This window comes from Streptomyces sp. NPDC005728 (assembly GCF_040630895.1).
Lineage (GTDB): Bacteria > Actinomycetota > Actinomycetes > Streptomycetales > Streptomycetaceae > Streptomyces.
This window is the reverse complement of the sequence record NZ_JBEXYL010000095.1, coordinates 13,232-29,175: the sequence shown is the minus strand read 5'-3', so window position 1 is coordinate 29,175 and position 15,944 is coordinate 13,232. Positions and strand designations below refer to the sequence as shown.

The following is a 15,944-nucleotide window of genomic DNA, read 5'->3' as shown; positions in this document are numbered from 1 at the left end:
ACGTGTTGCCCAAGGGGGCGACTCTGCCGCTGATGATCGGGCTTCCGGCGCTGCTGGCCGGGTCGGTGGTGGCCTTCCGCGGCACCGGACAGTCCATCTGGCTGTTCACCGCCTCCGGTATCGGCGCTGCGGTGTCCGTCGCCTTCCACCTCGTCTTCGTCCGCCTGCACCGTCAGACCTCATGAACCCCGGCACGCGTGGCAGCGCAAGCGATCCGATGGACGGCTTCGACGCCACCATCCACGCCCCGAACCGGCTGCGCATCTGTGCTCTGCTCGACACCGCCGACGAGGCCGAGTTCGCAGTGGTGCAAAAGCAGCTCGACGTCTCCGCGTCGGTGCTGAGCAAGCACGTCACGGTGCTGATGGAGGCCGGATACGTCGAGCAGCGCAAGGCCGTGCGCGACACCCGTCAGCGCGTATGGCTGTGTCTGACCCACGACGGGCGACAGGCCTACCAGGCGCATCTGGCCGCCCTCCGCGCGATCGTCGGGCCGTAGCGTTGCCGGCGATGGCGCCGTGGTGGAGCGGCCTCACCCGGACGTCCAAGCCTCTTGGATCCGCGCGAGTGGGACCCAAAGGGCGCCCGCCGCCCGGGGTTCCGATGTGCTCCAGCCCGGGGCCGGCGACGTCGGCATGACGCCACCGGCCTGCGCGGCGAGGGCGTCGACGTGCGTTGGCAGGCGTTCCTGCGGAGATTCGGTCTGGAGCACACGTTCCGCACGATCAAACAGACCCTTGGCCGGACTCGCCCAAAGCTCCGGACCCCTGAGGCAGGCGACCGCTGGACGTGGCTCGTCATCGTCGCCCACACCCGACTCCGGCTCCTCCGCCGAGCTGCCGCCGACCTCCGCCGCCCGTGGGAGCGGCCCGCTGAGCCCGGTCGGCTCACCCCCGCGCGAGTCCGCCGGAGGTTTCGGCACCTCTGCCTCACCGTCGCCAGCCGCTTGCGCAGCCGCCGTTCCCTGTGTCACTGCCTGGCCCGAGCGGGAAGGCAGTGACTGAAGCCCCCCGGCTCAGGCCCGTTCGATTTCGGGCATCAGCGCGGCGGCGCCGGTGTCGGCCGGACGCCGGGTCAGCGGTAGCAGGTCGTGATGCCCGTATGCCACGGGCAGGCGATCCCGGCGAAGCCGCCGTTGGGGACGACGTCGATGCCCAGGGTGTCGCCGCCGCGTAGCACCTGCCGGTCCGGTACGAGTCCGTCGGTGCCGTCTCGGATCGTCTCGACCAGCCAGCGTCCGGCCCCGATGGACAGCGGTACCTCGGCTGTGCGGGCGGGGCCGGCGTACACCCCGCCCAGGAACCAGCGGTCGCCGCTGCGGCGGGCGAACACGGCCTCCTGGCCGGGGTGTCCGGCGAGCAGGCGGGTGTCGTTCCAGGCGGCGGGGATCTGATCGAGGAAGTCCCGGGCCAGTGGCCGGGCGTCGTAGGACTCGGGGGTGCCGGCGAGCATCTGCAGGCCCGACTCGTAGGCGACCGTGAGCCCGACCTCGGCCGCGTCGGAGTCGGGGCGCATGCCGACGCGCTGGAAGCCGCCGGGGGTGAAGTCCATGGAGCCGATGACGTTGCGGGTGAACGGCAGCGTGGTGAGGTGGGCGGCGGTGTTGGTGCGCTTCTCCTCGCCTCCGACGCCCTCCAGGGTCATGACCTGCGGCCAGGTGCGCTGGATGCCCTTGGGGACGGTGGAGCCGTGGAAGTCGATCATGAGGTGATGGGTGGCCGTCTCCCGGAGGATGGCGTCGTACCACTGGAGCATGGACTGCGCCTCGGAGTTCATGAAGTCGATCTTGACGCCCTTGACGCCCCACCGCTCCAGGGTGGGCAGCCACTGGGCGCGTTCCTCGGGTGTGTCGAGGTCGCGCTGGTGGATCCAGACGATGATCCCGACCCCCTTGGCGCGCGCATGGTCGACGAGTTGGGGCATCCAGCTGTTCGTCTGCCAGTTCGGGTCGGTGGTGTCCCATGCGTCCGTCTTGAAGTACCAGCCCGCGTCGACGGCCTCGTAGGGCCAGTGCCGCTCGGCGGCGTAGTCGACGTACGCCTTCTGCGCCGCGAGGCTCTGGCCGGCCGTGCGGCCGCCGGCGAGCCAGGTCCACAGCACGGTGCCGGGCCGGATCCACGAGGGGTCGGCGACCCTGGAGGCGGGGGAGAGGTCGTCGGTGAAGGTGGAGCGGGCGACAGTGGCGAGGTCGCCGGTGACCATCGCCCGCCAAGGGGTGGTGAGGGGGCCGTTGGTCTGTACTCGGTCGTCGGCGAGCTTGATCCGGTAAGTGCTGCCGCCCTGATCGTGGGCGAGCCGGGCGCCGGAGTATCTGCCGGTGAGGTCGGACTCGGCGAGCAGGGCGTAACCGCCGTCGGTCGCGAACAGCGCCTGGTCCGCGTACTCGCCGGTGGGGGCGGTCGCTGCCGTGTACTGGTTGAACTGGCCCTCGTTGTCGACCCGGTAGGTGCTGAGCCACGCGCCGGCGTCCGGTGGAAGGCGGAACGCGGAGGTCTCGCCGAGCACGTCGCCGTACCCGGCGGGGAGGACGTACCGGTAGGCGACGCCGTCGGCGGATGCACGGACGACGAGGTCGAGCCGGGCGCCTGCGGGGGTGGCGAACGACAGGCGCGACTCGTTCATGTGGACCCGGCGCGTCAGCCGTTTGCCGGACCTCGTCCGGTATTGCTCGTCGAGCAGCCGGTCCTTGCGGTGCAGGAAACTCAAGTCATGGGAGAAGTCGGCCTGTTCGGTGATGATGCCGACGGGGGACGGCTCGATGACCGTCCGGCCGCCACGGGACACCGACAGACTCAGCGTGCCGGTCGTGTCGTCCAGGGCCACCCGTGCACGGGGTGCACGGGTCGCCGCTGCGGCGGTGTGAGAAGGGGCGGACACGGCCCAGACGTGCCCGGTGGAGCCGGTGTCCTGCTCGGCCCGCGCGGGCGCGGTCGCGAGGAGCGCGGCCGCCAGCCCGGTGCAGAGCGCGGCGACCGCGGTCCTGATCGGAACCGCCATGAGAACCCTCCCTGTGGGTGAGGTGGGACGGTGCGTGGTCGCTACGGCAGGCCCCAGGCCGGGCCCGGCTCGCTGAGGGTGACGGGCGCGATGACGAGGTCCGGCCGCGAGCCGGAATGGACCAGTACTTCGCGGCCCTTGGGCAGGTCGATCGCGAGGATGCCGTCGCCGAGGTCCTGGGTGCGGGCCGGAGTGCCGTCGTCCAGCAGGACGGTGAGGGCCCCGGTGAGGCCGTGGCGGAGCTTGAGCGGCTCGCCCGCCAGGCTCTTGATCCGGATGAAGCGGGTCGCCCCCGCCTGGCGCACGGCGCTGACCAGGAAGGCGCCCTGGGTGCGGAAGTCGTGCAGCGTGACGTCCGCCCAGGCGGACGGCACGGCCGGGAAGACGCGGAGCACGCCGCCCCAGCTCTGGCAGAACATGTCGTGCAGGGACTGTGAGGCGGACAACGGCGTCTCGATGACCGGGCCGGCCTCGGTGTAGTGCGTGTTGGCACGGCAGGGGAAGCGGGTCGTGGGGTCGAAGAACTTGCGCAGGTAGGTGATCGCGGTGTCACCGTCACCGGTCATCGCGTACATCGAGGCGGCCCCGGTGTAGCTGTAGCCCCGGTGGGCGCCGGTCAGCGCATGCCAGTGCGCCACGGACTTCGCGATCAGGTCGCGGCTGCCTGGCTGGTCCCAGTTGACGAGGTACAGCGGGTACACCATCAGCAGGTGGGAGTAGTGCCGGTGGGACTGCGCGTACGGGGTGTCGGCGCCGATCATGAAGCCGTTGTCGTCGACCGGGTACGGCGTGAGCCGGGCCAGCACCTCCTGCCAGCGAGGGGTCAACTCGTCGTCGATGCCCAGGAGTTCGGCGGACTCGATGAGCGTCTGGCAGCCCCAGCGGATCAGCGCCAGGTCGTAGTTGGTGTCCTGCGGCGGCACGACGGGGTACTCCGGCGAGAGCGTGCTCGGCAGATGGAGCCTGCCGTCGCTGCCCGGAGTGAGGAAGTGCAGGTAGTAGTTGATCGCCCGGCGCAGCACCGGGTAGATCGTGTCGCGCAGCAGCGCCTTGTCCATGGAGTGCCGGTAGGACAGCCAGACGTTGTGCAGCGCCCAGGTGAGGTCGCCGGTCTCGGCGCCGGTGCCGGGCCGGCCCACCTCCCGGTTGGCGAACATGTCGGAGCTGCGGCCGATGCCGGAGCTGTCCGCGCGGTAGGCGGCGGGGACGTTGGCGACGAGCTGCTCCTGGTTCTGCCGCAGGGTGGTGGCGAGCGCATCGAGTTCCGGGTGGTTGAAGCCATGGATGAGCCAGTACTCCAGCTGGACGTTGAGGTTCCACCAGACCGCGGGCCAGGGCGTGGGCTCCAGCCACGGCCCGGAGGTGGCCATGACGGGGGCGCCCGCGCGGCTGGCGGAGGCGACCTTGTAGAGCTGGATCCAGTGGAAACTCTGCAAGCGCTGGTCGGGGAAGGAGACGAAGCTCTTCCGGTAGAACCCGTGCCACCAGCGGATGTGCCGTCGTCGCAGGACGCTGTACGAAGGGGCGTGCCGGAGGTTGCGCAGCGAGGCGGCCTCGGCCGCGGTGTCGGACGGCGCGCTGTGCCCGACGCTGAGCAGCAGGTCGTCTCCGGTGCGGCGGTACGCGGTGGCGGTCTGGCCGCCGCCGGTGAGGGGCTGGAGCACCTGCTCGGTGCCGTCGGAGGCGGTCCGCGTGGTCCAGGGCGGGTTGGCGGTGTATCCGGTCGGCGGGGCCTCGCTGATGCGCCGCGGACTGACGGCCTCCTCGGGGTGAAACGTCCAGGTGACCCGTTCGCCGCCGCCGGCCTTCACGCGGGCGGCGAGGACCTCGTCGTGGATGAGGGCGGAGAGAGTGAGGGTGCCCGCGGTGGTGGTGATGGTGCCGGTGAGCTCGGCGTTCCACAGGCTCAGCCGCCAGTCGACGGCGGTGATGGTGCCGACCGGTTCGAGGGTGAGGTGCCCGACCGGCAGGCGGCAGGTTCCCCAGCCGCTGCCGAACTCGGGCCGGTGGTCCTGGACGCGGCCGTGCTGCACGGTGAAGCGGACCTGGTTGGTGCCCGGCTCCTGGTAGATCATGCTGCCGAGCAGCCCGTCGCCGAGGAACGGGCCCTCGTACCAGAGGGCGGGCAGCCTGGACCACAGCAGGTCCTGGCCGCGCAGGAACCCGTGCCAGGCACCGTCGGTGGTCATGGTGTCGCGGAGTCTCCAAGGGCGTCGGGCGACCCCGGACACCGGACGACCGCCGCCGGACCCCGCCTCCTGGGCGGGCTGTCCGGCGTGGGCCGTCCCGGGCAGGGCCGCCGCTGCCGCTCCGCCCAGCGCAGTGCCGAGCACGGCCCTGCGGGGCACCGGTGAGCGCTTCCCCGGCTGCGAGGTCATCATCGTCCTCCAGAGCTGACGGATCGTCGATTCATCGGGTGTATCGGCGAACCTAGGCAGGCTTCGTGCCCCTGTCAACGACTCCGGCGGCTACAGAACCTCTTGACTCCTCCGATGTATTGGGCTGGAGTGTGGCGGTGGGCGGAGTCCGCTCCGTCAGCGCGTGACGGCAGTCGCACCGTCGCTGATGTGCAGGACCGCGTCAGTCGTGTCGAGGGTCGGCCCGTCCAGCGGGAAGTACCCCTGCTGCGGGGTGGTGTCGGTCCGTGTGCGGGCGGCCGGGACCGCGCTGCCCGCTGTCAGGCCCCAGGTGGTGATACGGCTCTGGAGGCGGCCCTCGTAGGTGTCCGGCTCGGGATCCCGCAGCCCGAGAGCCTCGCTGCGGCCCAGGCTGCCGGCGACGAAGGAGTACTGCTCGCCGAGCAGGGACTCCACGATGGAGCCGGCGCCGCACCAGGTGACGGCCTTGTCCGCGAGGTGCCAGGTGCTCGGGTTCCGTTGCAGGTGGAGGTTGTGGGCGAAGACCAGCGTCGGGCCCCGTCGCGCCTCGATGCTTCGGACGTCGAGGAGGTTCTGGGCCATGAGTGAGTCCCGGGTGGCCAGCAGGAGGTACATCCGTGCACTCGTCTCCAGGCGCTGTGCTGCCTGCTGGTGATACCGCAGCAGGCCGAGACCGGCGGTGAGGTGTGTCCTGGCCCGCAGCCACTCGGCGCGAGAGGTCGCCGCGATCAGTTCCGGTGCGCGTGCGTAGAGCGAGTTGACCATGTCGTCGGCGATCACGCGCAGCTTCTCGGCCTCGGTCGTGGCGCCGATCGACATGGCCGGGTCCATGACCGCCTCCGTGCGACTCCAGCGTTCGTCATCGCCGAGGAGACTCGCGAGGTCGGGGGCGGGGGCTAGGCCGACGTCGACGGCGAGTCGTAGATAGTCGCGGGCGTGTTCGAGAGAGCGGCGTGGGCTGGGTGCGCTGGTGTTCTCCGTCGGAGCGTCGAACCCGTGGAAGGCCAGTCGTTCCTCCGTGGGGCGGCCTGCGTTGTACTCGCGCATCCAGGCGACCAGTTGCCGGTTGGCGTCCAGGTTCCCGAAGCCGTGGGAGAAGCCCTCGCTCATCACCCCATCGAGGCTTCCGACTCCCTCCTGGACGAAGTCGTTCACGCCGAGCGCGGCCACGCGATCGGTCTCGAGGGCGATCGACCGAAATCCGCGGCCGACCAGCTGGACGAACAGCTCGTTCCGGACATGGGCGAAGGCCGGTACCTGGTGCGTCGGTTCACCGAGCGCCAGCAGTTCACATGAGGCGGGGGTGAAGTCCCGAATTTCCTGGCTCATGTCCCTCAATCGTATCCTTGACAGACCGGTTGAGACTTTTGAGGGATCTGAGCGCACATCCTTGCGGTAGAGTCTCAAACCGGTGATCACCTTGCGACCGGCCGACCTCGCGCGCGAGCACGGCATCTCGACCCAAGCGGTCCGCAACTACGAGCGGGACGGCTGCATCCCACCCGCCGAGCGCACCCGTAGCGGCTACCGGGTCTACTCCGAGGTCCATGCGGCAGCACTCCGCGCCTTCCTCGCCCTCATCCCGGCGTACGGCCACTCAACCGCCGGCCGGATCATGAACGCACTCCACGACGACGCACTCGACGACGCGCTGATGACCATCGACCGCGGGCACAGCCAGTTGCTCCGCGACCGGGACACCCTCGGTGCGGTGCGAAGAGCGGTCGACCACCTGACGGCGGAGTCCGACGCCGCTCCGGACCTGGCCGTGGACCCCGGCACCCGGACCATCGGCGAACTCGCGCACCAGCTCCGGGTCACCCAGGCGACTCTGCGCAACTGGGAGAGCGCCGGTATCCTCGTCCCCGCACGGGACCCGGTCACGCGATACCGCGTGTACCGGGCGAGCGACATCCGCGACGCCGAACTCGCCCACCTCCTCAGACGCGGGGGCTACCCGCTGGACCACATCTCCACCGTGGTCCAGCAGATCCGCACGGCCGGCGGCACAGAAGCGCTGGCCGCCGCCCTGGCCGACTGGCAGCGCAAACTCACCGCACAGGGGCTGGCCATGCTGAACGCAGCCACTCAACTCAGTCACTACCTGTCCATTACTCCCTGAGCTTGTTCGTCGGCCGTTCAGACGTTGCGTCGCGATGAGGGTCTTCTCGCCGCGGACGACTTTGCCGACGTCGTAGCAGGGTGCCTGGAACTTGTACTTCGTGCCGGTGGGCCGTCCGTGGCCGGGCCGGTGGGGTTTCGGTGCTCTGGCGGCGCAGGGCATGGTCGCGCGGAGGTTCCGAAACCCCCGGCGCTCCCGAGCCGGCATCAGCCGTTCGGTGCTGGTCGGCTGCTCCCACGGGTGCCGCATGTCCTGGACGAGGCGGCGGGCGAGCCGGAGCTGAGCACGGGCGGCGACGACCAGCCAGGTCCAGCGGTCCGCAGTCTCCGGGTCTCGCAGCCGGGGCCGCGTCCAGCCCAGGGCCTGCTTGAACAAGCGGAAGGTACGCGAGCGCCGCTTTCCCACCCGCCCTCGACACCTGTCGGTTGACCACAGGGCTCAAAGGCCTGGGCCCTGTTATGCCCACCTGTCCGGCTCACCCGGCCGCCAGCCCGGGAACAGTGTCTGGGTCTCCCGCACATTCATCCGTGCGTGCAGCCAGGCGTGATACACAACCGCCAGGCGCTCCCCGCCGGTGCCCGCAATGAGTCGGTCGCGGTACACGTGCAGTTCCGCATCGGGCATTCTGCAGACCCAGCCGACGTACTCGAGCAGCGTCATCCCCCGGCCATCGGCCTCCTCGGTGAGGATGGCTCGCTGGTGGTCCTCGAGCCAGTCGATCCGCTCCGGGTCGACCCTGAAGCGGGTGAGGGTGCCGTCGGGTGACTCCTCGATGGTCCAGCCATCGTTGTCGTTGCGTCGCGTGGGCATGGTCAGAAGTATGGGTCTACGCCCGGCACTCAACCACCCCTTCAACGTGGCACATCGCCTCCGGACACCTCCCGACAAGCGCCCGGGCCAGCAGTGTTCGGCTCCTGAACTGCGCGAAGGCGCAGCTCAGGATCGAAAGCAGGCTCTGAGCCCGTCGGACGAAGCGTCAGCCGGCCGTGGTCGGGTCGATGAGCACACCCGGGTTCAGGATCCCGGCCGGGTCGAGCGCCCGCTTCGCGGCCCGAAGTGCCACGGCGAAGGGCTCCGGACGCTGGCGGTCGTAGCCCGGCCGGTGGTCGCGACCGACCGCGTGATGGTGGGTGACGGTCGCACCGTGATCGTGCAGGATGCCCATGGCCGCCGACTTGATCTCGTCCCACATCGCCGCTTCCGAGCCGCGCCGGCCCGGAGCGATGACGGTGAAGTACGGCGCGGGTCCGTCCGGATAGACATGGGTGAAGCGGCAGTTGATCATGCCGGCTGCGCCCGTCACTTCCTTCACAACGTCGGCCAGTTGCCCGCGGACGGCCTCGTACAGCTCCGGCGTAAGGCTCCACGTGCAGGCTGTCTCGAACGTCTCGGTGACCACGCTCATGCGGGCGAGTGCGTCACGGAGGTACGGCATTCTCAGGAACGCCGAACGCCAGGTGTCGGCGGCGCCGTCCGGGGTGCCGGGCTTCGTCGGCGTGGGCGAGCCGCCGTGGTCACGGGCCAGGGTGAGGAGTTCGGTCAGGCGTCCGTCGACCGGGGAGTGCGCCGACTCCACGCCGAGGACGAGCACGCTCTCGCCTCTGCGCGCGACTCCCGCGAGACCCGCCTCCCCGGGGTCCAGGAGCCGGCAGTTGGCCGGGTGCAGGCCCGACTGCGCGACAGCCCGCACGGCGTCCATGGCCGCGTGGACGTCGTCGAACAGCACCGTGGCGGAAGCCTTGTGACGCGGGCGTTCCTGGAGCCGCATCCAGGCCTCGGTGATGATGCCGAGCGTTCCCTCGGAGCCCAGGAACAGCCGGTCGGGTGAGGGTCCCGCGCCCGAACCGGGCAGCCGCAACGACTCGTTGACGCCGATGGGCGTCACCACGCGCAACGACTCCACGAGGTCGTCGACATGGGTGTACAGCGTGGCGTAGTGGCCTCCCGCCCGGGTGGCGAGCCAGCCGCCCAGGGTGGAGAACTCGAAACTCTGCGGGAAGTGACGCAGTGTCAGCCCGTGCGGCCGCAGTTGGTCCTCCAGGGCGGGGCCGAGGGCGCCGGCCTGGATCCGTGCGGCCCGGCTGACCCGGTCGATCTCCAGTACCTGGTCCAGGGCGGAGAGATCCAGCGACACCACACCGCGGTGCGAGTCCCCGCGATACTCGACCCCGCCGACGACCGAACTGCCCGCGCCGTACGGTACGACGGCCACGCCGGCGCCCGTCGCCCAGTCGAGCAGGTCGACCACGTGCTGCTCGGTGCGGGGGCGGGCCACCTGGTCGGGCGCTGCCGCGAGGTCTCCGCTCAGGGCGCGGATCACGTCCCGGTACGCCTTGCCGTACGTGTGCGAGGCGCGGTCCCGGGGTGCGGCCGACATCAGCGGGGCAAGAGCGGCGGGCGGCTCGACGCGTACCTTCGGCAGCGCCGGCGCGGAGACCTCGGGTACGGGCCGTGGAGTGTCCGCCGCCCCGGGGACCAGTTGCCCCAGAGCGGCGCATTCGGCGTCGGACAGCGCCTTGTCCACTGCGCCCCAGCCCCACCACGAGCGGCCCGTGGAGGAGCTGGAGGGTGAGGCGTACGGCATCGGGTTCTCGGCCACAGGATTTGACCTCTCGGTAATTTACCCTTTGGTAAGTTACCGCAACGTATAGTGCCACCATGACGACCGCAAGAGCCTCGACAGCACCGGATCCAGCCGACCGTGGTCCGCGAGCAGACCGCAGCGGAAACCGCGGCGCCGGCACCAAGGGCGTCCCCCGGGCCCGCCGGGAGCAGCAGATCATCGCCGTGGCTCTCGAGGAGTTCGGCAGACACGGCCACTCCTCGGCGTCGATGGCCGAGATCGCCCGCCGTGTGGGCGTCACGAAGCCGATGCTCTACACCTATTTCGGCTCCAAGGACGGCCTCTACGGGGCGTGCGTCGACCGCGTCGGCCCCCGTCTGCTCGCGGCGATCGACCAGGCCATGACGTCGAACCCGCCGGAGGGCCGGCTGCCGCACACGGTTCTCACGGCCCTCTTCGAGGCCCTGGAGGATCAGCGGCACGCCTGGTTCGTGCTCTACGACCGGACCCTGCTGCCCGGCTCCGAGCCCTGGCACGCCGCCCGAAGCCACCGGGAGGCCATCGACGCACTGGCGGCCTCCGGCACCGCCGCGCTGCTGCACGGCCAGGGTAACCAGGACCCCCTCGACGCCGACGCGCTCAAGCACGTGTGGACGGGCACGGTCAGCTCACTGGTCGGCTGGTGGATCTCCCACCCCGAACTGTCGGCACAGGACATGAGCACCCGGTGTGCCCGCCTCCTTTCTGCCGTCCGGCAGGGCGCGTGAGGGGGCTCAGGCCTCCAGGCGGGGCAGGAGGCGGTCGAGCCACGCGGGGATCCACCAGTTGGAGCGCCCGAGGAGGAACATGCTCGACGGGACGAGGACGAGACGGACGAGGGTGGCGTCGAGTACCACGCTGACCGCAAGCCCGAGAGCGAGCATCTTCACCACGACCGTGGGCGAGGTGGTGAAGGACAGGAAGACGGCGGTCATGATGAGGGCGGCGGTGGAGATGACACGGCCGGTGGCGGCCAGACCGGTGCCGACCGAGCGGGTGTTGTCCGCCGTGGCGTGCCAGACGTCCGCGATGCGGGAGAGCAGGAAGATCTCGTAGTCCATGGAGAGTCCGAAGACGATGGCGAACATCATCATCGGGACGTAGGACTCGATGGGCACCGGCTCGTGCAGACCGAGCAGGCCGCTGCCCCAGCCCCACTGGAAGACGGCGGTCAGGACGCCGTAGGAGGCGGCAGTGGTGGCCAGGTTCAGCAGGACCGCCTTGAGCGGGATGACCAGGCTGCGGAAGACGGCCGTCAGCAGCAGGAAGGCGGCGGCGAGCACGGTGGCGATGATGACGGGCAGGCGCCGCTGAACGGTGTCACGGAAGTCGACCTGGGCGGCGGTGGTACCGGTGACGTAGCCACGTGCGGTCGTGCCGTGGAGGGCGTCGGGCAGGGTCTGGTCGACCAACGTGGTCACCAGCGTGCCGGTGGTCGCGTCCTGCGGGGAGCGTGCCGGGGTGACGGTGGCCGTCAGGAGCCTTCCGTCCGGGCTGGGCCGGGGCGTGGTCGCGTCGGCGACATCCGCCGTGCTGCTCAGGGCGTGCTGAACGGTGGAGGCCAGACGCGATGCCTGGCTCCGGTCGGCACCGAGGTCGACGACGACGGTCAGCGGGGCGTTGGCGCCGGGCCCGAATCCCGGCCCGCGCGCGTCGGTGATCAGGTCGTAGGCGGTGCGGCTGGTGGTGCCTTCGGGGTCGGCGCTCGCGTCGACGTGGCCCAGCCGCATGGACAGGGCGGGCAGGGCGAGGAGGGCCAGGACCGCGGTACCGGCGCAGAGGTAGCGCCAAGGGTGCCGGGCGACACGGGCCGCATGGCGCTGCCATCCGTCGCGGTCGCCGGAGGTCTCGGCGACGGGCCTGCGCAGGGCGAACCGGTCGATGCGGCGGCCGGTCAGGCTGAGAGCGGCCGGAACGAGGGTGACGGCGGCCGTCGCCGTGACCGCGACGGCGACGGAGGCGGCAAGGCCGAGTTTGCCTATGAAGGTGAGACCGCAGGCGTACAGGCTGAGCATGGCCACGACGACCGTGATGCCCGCGACCAGGACGGCGCGACCGCTGTGGGCGGTGGTGCGGGCGGCGGCGGTGACCGGGTCGTGGCCGTCGATCAGGTCCTGCCGGAACCGGGTGGTCAGGAACAGGGCGTAGTCGATGCCGACACCGAGACCGATCATGGTGGCCAGCGTGGGTGCGGCGGTGGCGAAGGACACGGTCCCGGCGACGATGCCGACGACACCGAGTCCGGTGCCCACCGCGACCAGCGCGGAGACCAGGGGCAGCAGAGCGGCGAGGATGCTGCCGAAGGCGAGGACCAGCACGAGCAGAGCGGCTGCGATGCCGACCAGTTCGGCGGCCCGGTCGTTGGCGGGTTGCCGGGTGACCTGGTCGAGGTCACCGCCGTAGGCGACCTCCAGGTGTGCGTCCCGGGCCGGCCGTGTCGCCCGGTCCAGCTGATCGGTGTAGTCGTGCCCCAGTGTCTTGGCCTGTATGTCGAAGCGCACCGAGGTGTACGCGGTCCGTCCGTCCTCGCTGACGACCGGGGCGGAGGCGGACGTCACGTGCGGCAACTGCGAGAGGGCGGTCACCGAACGGTTCACCGGCGTGCTGGACGCGACGGTCCCGTTGTCGGTGTGGAAGACGACGCGGCCGCTCGAGCCGCCGGCGCCCGGTGAGTGGGCGGCGAGCAGGTCCGCGCCGGCAGTGGACTGCGTGCCGGGCAGGGTCACCTGGTCGCTGAAGGCAGGTGCTGCGGCATGCCGGCCGGTCAACGCGGCCGCCAGGGCCACCAGCCACAGGGTGATCACCACCAGGGGGTGGCGGGCGCACCACAGGCCCAGTCGGGCCGGCCCGCCGGTGAGGTGCGGGGGAGCGGGCGCTGTCGGTGTCTCGAGGTCGGATCGTGCAGGCACGGCAGGCTCCAGCGTCGTCAGGGCGGGGTGGTGGAGGCGACAGTAGAGCAAAAGTGTCACGACTGCCATTTGTCATGAGTGACAAGTTATGCTGGAGTCGTGCCCACCCAAGACCCCACGCCCGCCTCCGGGCTGCGCGAGCGCAAGAAGGACCAGACCCGTCAGAAACTGCGTGCCTGTGCCGCCCGGCTCTTCGCCGAGCAGGGCTTCGCCGACACCACGGTCGCCGACATCGCCGCCTGCGCGAACGTGTCCACACGCACGTTCTTCCGGTACTTCGACAGCAAGGAAGGCCTGCTTCTGCCGGACGGGATCGAACTCTTCACCGCCGTCGAACACGCCCTGGCGCAACGCCCGTCGGACGAACCACCCCTCGACGCCGTCTACCACGCGCTGCTGAGCGCGGCCGCCGATTTCCGGAGCACCAGCCTGACCGCCCTCACCCACCCGCTGGACGGAACGGAACAGCTGATCGCCGCACGACTGATCCAGGCCTTCACCGAGTTCGAGGACCGGCTGACCCGCCTGGTCCAGGACCGGCTGCCCCCCGAGACGCCGGACGCCGATCTGTACGCCGCCGTGGTCGCCGGCGCGGCCCTGGGCACGGTCCGCGCCATTCTGCGTACCCAGCGCGGCCGCCGCGCCGCCGGCACGCACAAACCCGCCGCCCTGCTCCCTCAGGCCTTCGAGATCCTGCGACAGATCGGACACAGCACCCCATGAGCCGCCGACGCCTCCTGCTCGCCGCCACGGCCGCCCTCACGGTCATAGCGCCGCTCACCGCCGGGGCCCTGGTCACACACCGCGCCGAACAGCGCATCAGCCGCGTCGCGGCGTGCCGCCTCGCTCCCGTGGGCGACGTCAGCGCCACGCTGGACAGCTCACTGGCGCCCGTGAAGATGCTCGGCGGAAGCATCGGCGACGTGGACATCCACGCGGGCGAACTCAAGCGCCAGGGCACCTCCATGGAGCTCGACGCCCACCTGCGTCAGGTCACGACCAGCGGCGCCATCCAGGGCGGCGCCGCGACGGTGACCGTCCCGTACGCCCAGCTCGCCAAGCGCCTCCCCGACGCCGGAAGCGGCACCCCGTGGACACCCGGCATCGACGGCACCGGTCTGACCTTCACAGGCACCGCCGGATCCCTGGGGTTGCCGGTCACCGTCCACACCGACCTCAGACTCGACGCGAACACCCTCGTCGTCACGCCCACCGAGGTCACCGTCCTCGGCAGCACCTTCCCCGTCGGCGACCTCCCCGGCCGAGCCACGGACACCGCACTGGCCCAGCGCCTGAAGCCACGCACCGTCCCCCTCACCGCGCTCCCGTCCGGCGTACGGGCCACCAGCGCCGAGGCCACCGAGGACGGCCTGGCCCTTCACCTCGCCCTGACCGCCACCGCCACCCGCCACCAGGTCAGGACCACGAATGGCTGCGCGACGACGTGACGCCACGCCGCCGACCTGACCGGAAGCCGCTGCATCGGCCTGTCCGGAGGCCCCAGGACAGGCCCTAGACGGCCAGCCGTGAGTCGGCCAGGGGCAGCGGCGGGAGCCGTGTGCCGTCCACCCATGCGGCGAACAGGCCGTCCAGCGGCTCGTCCGCGTACCGGGCGACATGCGCGGTGAACGTCGCGGTCGTCACGGCCGCGCCCCGGTGCAGTCCCGCCCAGCCGCGCAGCATGCGGAAGAACGCGTCGTCGCCCAGGGCGCAGCGCACCGCGTGCACGGCGAGCCCGCCCCGCTGGTAGAGCCGGTCGTCGAACATCAGCTTGCGGCCCGGGTCGGACAGCCGCAGGTCCTGCGGCAGCGTGGACAGCAACCGGTGAGCGATGGTGGCCAGTTGCTGGGCGGTGCGGCCGCCCGAGCGCTCCGACCACAGCCACTCCGCGTACTTGGCGAGGCCCTCGTTCAGCCAGATGTGCCGCCAGTCGGCGATGGACACGCTGTTGCCGAACCACTGGTGCGCCAGCTCGTGCGCGACCAGCCGCTCCGACCCTCTGGCCCCGTCCACGTGGTTGGCGCCGAACAGCGACAACCCCTGCGCCTCGACCGGAACATCGAGTTCCTCGTCCGTCACGACCACGGCGTACTCGTCGAACGGGTACGGGCCGAACAACATCTGGAACAGGTTCATCATCGCGGGCTGCCGGGCGAAGTCCCGGGAGAACTGCGGAAGCAGATGCGCCGGGATGTGCCCGTGCTGCGGCACACCGCCCGGACCCGGGTCGCCCAGCAGCACGGTCTCGTACTTGCCGATCGCCAGCCCGACCAGATAGCTGGAGGTGGGCGCCGCCTGCTCGTAGACCCAGGTGGTCGTCGAGGCCTTCGTCGTGCGGGTCAGCAGACGCCCGCCCGCGACCACCGAGTACGCCGACGGCGTCGTGACCGAGATCAGGTACGACGCCTTGTCGGCCGGCCGGTCGTTGCACGGGTACCAGGACGGTGCCCCGATCGGCTGGCTGGCCACCAGCGCCCCGTCGTGCAGCTCCTCCCAGCCGAGCTCGCCCCAGGGGCTGGCCACCGGCCGGGGGTTTCCCGACCAGTGCACCTCGACGGTGAACGCGGCCCCGGCCCGCAGCGGCTTCGCGGGCCGGACGCGCAGCCGGCCGCCCCGGTGCGTGTAGTGCGGCTGCCGGCCGTCCACCCGGATCCGCCCGATCTTGAAGTCGGCCAGGTTCAGCTGGAATTCGCTCAGCGGCGCCCGCCCCACGATGGCGTTGATCCGAGCGGTGCCGGACAGCCGGTTCGGCCCGGGCCGGTAGTCCAGCGTGAGCTCGTAGCGATGCACCCGATAACGGGAATCACCGTTGCCCGGGAAGTACGGGTCCGGACCCATGGACTGCTGAACTGCCACTGCCGCGTCTGCTCCCTGCGCTGTACTGGTCCTCCGTGCCGGCGCACCACTCGTGACACCGTCCGCCTCCGGGAGGCCCG

12 protein-coding genes and 3 pseudogenes are annotated in these 15,944 nt (G+C 70.9%); 7 read left to right on the top strand and 8 right to left on the bottom strand.

All coding sequences use genetic code 11. The annotated features are described in order from the left end of the window. From ABZ471_RS38720 to ABZ471_RS38710, 3 genes and pseudogenes are all read left to right on the top strand, one after another. A pseudogene (locus ABZ471_RS38720) lies at window positions 1–185 on the top strand (hypothetical protein); the annotation flags it as partial. Then, window positions 182–499 (top strand): transcriptional regulator, encoded by a 318-nt coding sequence (locus tag ABZ471_RS38715; RefSeq protein WP_359073347.1) that lies wholly within the window; start codon window positions 182–184, stop codon window positions 497–499. The pseudogene ABZ471_RS38720 and the gene ABZ471_RS38715, both read left to right, overlap by 4 nt. Before the next feature lie 165 nt (window positions 500–664). Continuing rightward, window positions 665–925: pseudogene (locus ABZ471_RS38710) on the top strand (transposase); the annotation flags it as partial. 149 nt (window positions 926–1,074) lie between these two features. On the opposite strand, the gene ABZ471_RS38705 reads toward ABZ471_RS38710, so the two are convergent. The 3 genes from ABZ471_RS38705 to ABZ471_RS38695 all read right to left on the bottom strand — a co-directional run bounded on the left by ABZ471_RS38705 (window position 1,075) and on the right by ABZ471_RS38695 (window position 6,704). Further along, a complete protein-coding gene (locus tag ABZ471_RS38705) occupies window positions 1,075–2,997 on the bottom strand; it encodes a glycoside hydrolase family 97 catalytic domain-containing protein (protein WP_359073345.1) in 1,923 nt (640 codons plus the stop codon). A gap of 41 nt (window positions 2,998–3,038) precedes the next feature. Continuing rightward, window positions 3,039–5,375, bottom strand: a complete 2,337-nt coding sequence (locus ABZ471_RS38700) for a Tat pathway signal sequence domain protein (RefSeq protein WP_359073353.1) — start codon at window positions 5,373–5,375, stop codon at window positions 3,039–3,041. Window positions 5,376–5,531: 156 nt separating this feature from the next. Continuing rightward, a complete protein-coding gene (locus ABZ471_RS38695) occupies window positions 5,532–6,704 on the bottom strand; it encodes an erythromycin esterase family protein (protein ID WP_359073343.1) in 1,173 nt (390 codons plus the stop codon). A gap of 82 nt (window positions 6,705–6,786) precedes the next feature. Here ABZ471_RS38695 and ABZ471_RS38690 point away from each other — a divergent pair, with 82 nt between their 5' ends. Further along, a complete protein-coding gene (locus ABZ471_RS38690; RefSeq protein WP_359073341.1) occupies window positions 6,787–7,497 on the top strand; it encodes a TioE family transcriptional regulator in 711 nt (236 codons plus the stop codon). 51 nt (window positions 7,498–7,548) lie between these two features. On the opposite strand, the pseudogene ABZ471_RS38685 reads toward ABZ471_RS38690, so the two are convergent. From ABZ471_RS38685 to ABZ471_RS38675, 3 genes and pseudogenes are all read right to left on the bottom strand, one after another. Further along, window positions 7,549–7,881: pseudogene (locus ABZ471_RS38685) on the bottom strand (transposase); the annotation flags it as partial. A 72-nt stretch (window positions 7,882–7,953) separates the two neighbouring features. Further along, the gene (locus tag ABZ471_RS38680) at window positions 7,954–8,307 is read right to left on the bottom strand and encodes a hypothetical protein (RefSeq protein ID WP_359073339.1); all 354 of its coding nucleotides are present in this window, start codon (window positions 8,305–8,307) and stop codon (window positions 7,954–7,956) included. Window positions 8,308–8,473: 166 nt separating this feature from the next. Further along, window positions 8,474–10,081, bottom strand: a complete 1,608-nt coding sequence (locus ABZ471_RS38675) for an FAD-binding oxidoreductase (protein ID WP_359073351.1) — start codon at window positions 10,079–10,081, stop codon at window positions 8,474–8,476. Window positions 10,082–10,155: 74 nt separating this feature from the next. Here ABZ471_RS38675 and ABZ471_RS38670 point away from each other — a divergent pair, with 74 nt between their 5' ends. Further along, window positions 10,156–10,827, top strand: a complete 672-nt coding sequence (locus ABZ471_RS38670) for a TetR/AcrR family transcriptional regulator (RefSeq protein ID WP_359073338.1) — start codon at window positions 10,156–10,158, stop codon at window positions 10,825–10,827. A 6-nt stretch (window positions 10,828–10,833) separates the two neighbouring features. Here the strand turns inward: ABZ471_RS38670 and ABZ471_RS38665 are convergent, their stop codons facing one another. Next, window positions 10,834–13,008, bottom strand: coding sequence for an MMPL family transporter (locus ABZ471_RS38665; RefSeq protein WP_359073336.1), 2,175 nt, complete (start codon window positions 13,006–13,008; stop codon window positions 10,834–10,836). A 99-nt stretch (window positions 13,009–13,107) separates the two neighbouring features. On the opposite strand from ABZ471_RS38665, the gene ABZ471_RS38660 reads away from it, so the two are divergent. Next, window positions 13,108–13,731: a TetR family transcriptional regulator gene (locus ABZ471_RS38660; RefSeq protein WP_359073334.1), complete on the top strand. Its 624-nt coding sequence runs from the start codon at window positions 13,108–13,110 to the stop codon at window positions 13,729–13,731. Further along, on the top strand, window positions 13,728–14,456 hold the full coding sequence (locus ABZ471_RS38655; RefSeq protein ID WP_359073332.1) for a DUF2993 domain-containing protein: 729 nt from the start codon (window positions 13,728–13,730) through the stop codon (window positions 14,454–14,456). Before ABZ471_RS38660 ends, ABZ471_RS38655 begins: the two co-directional genes overlap by 4 nt. Before the next feature lie 64 nt (window positions 14,457–14,520). Here the strand turns inward: ABZ471_RS38655 and ABZ471_RS38650 are convergent, their stop codons facing one another. Beyond that, window positions 14,521–15,864: a M1 family metallopeptidase gene (locus ABZ471_RS38650; protein WP_359073330.1), complete on the bottom strand. Its 1,344-nt coding sequence runs from the start codon at window positions 15,862–15,864 to the stop codon at window positions 14,521–14,523. Between the last annotated feature and the right edge of the window lie 80 nt (window positions 15,865–15,944).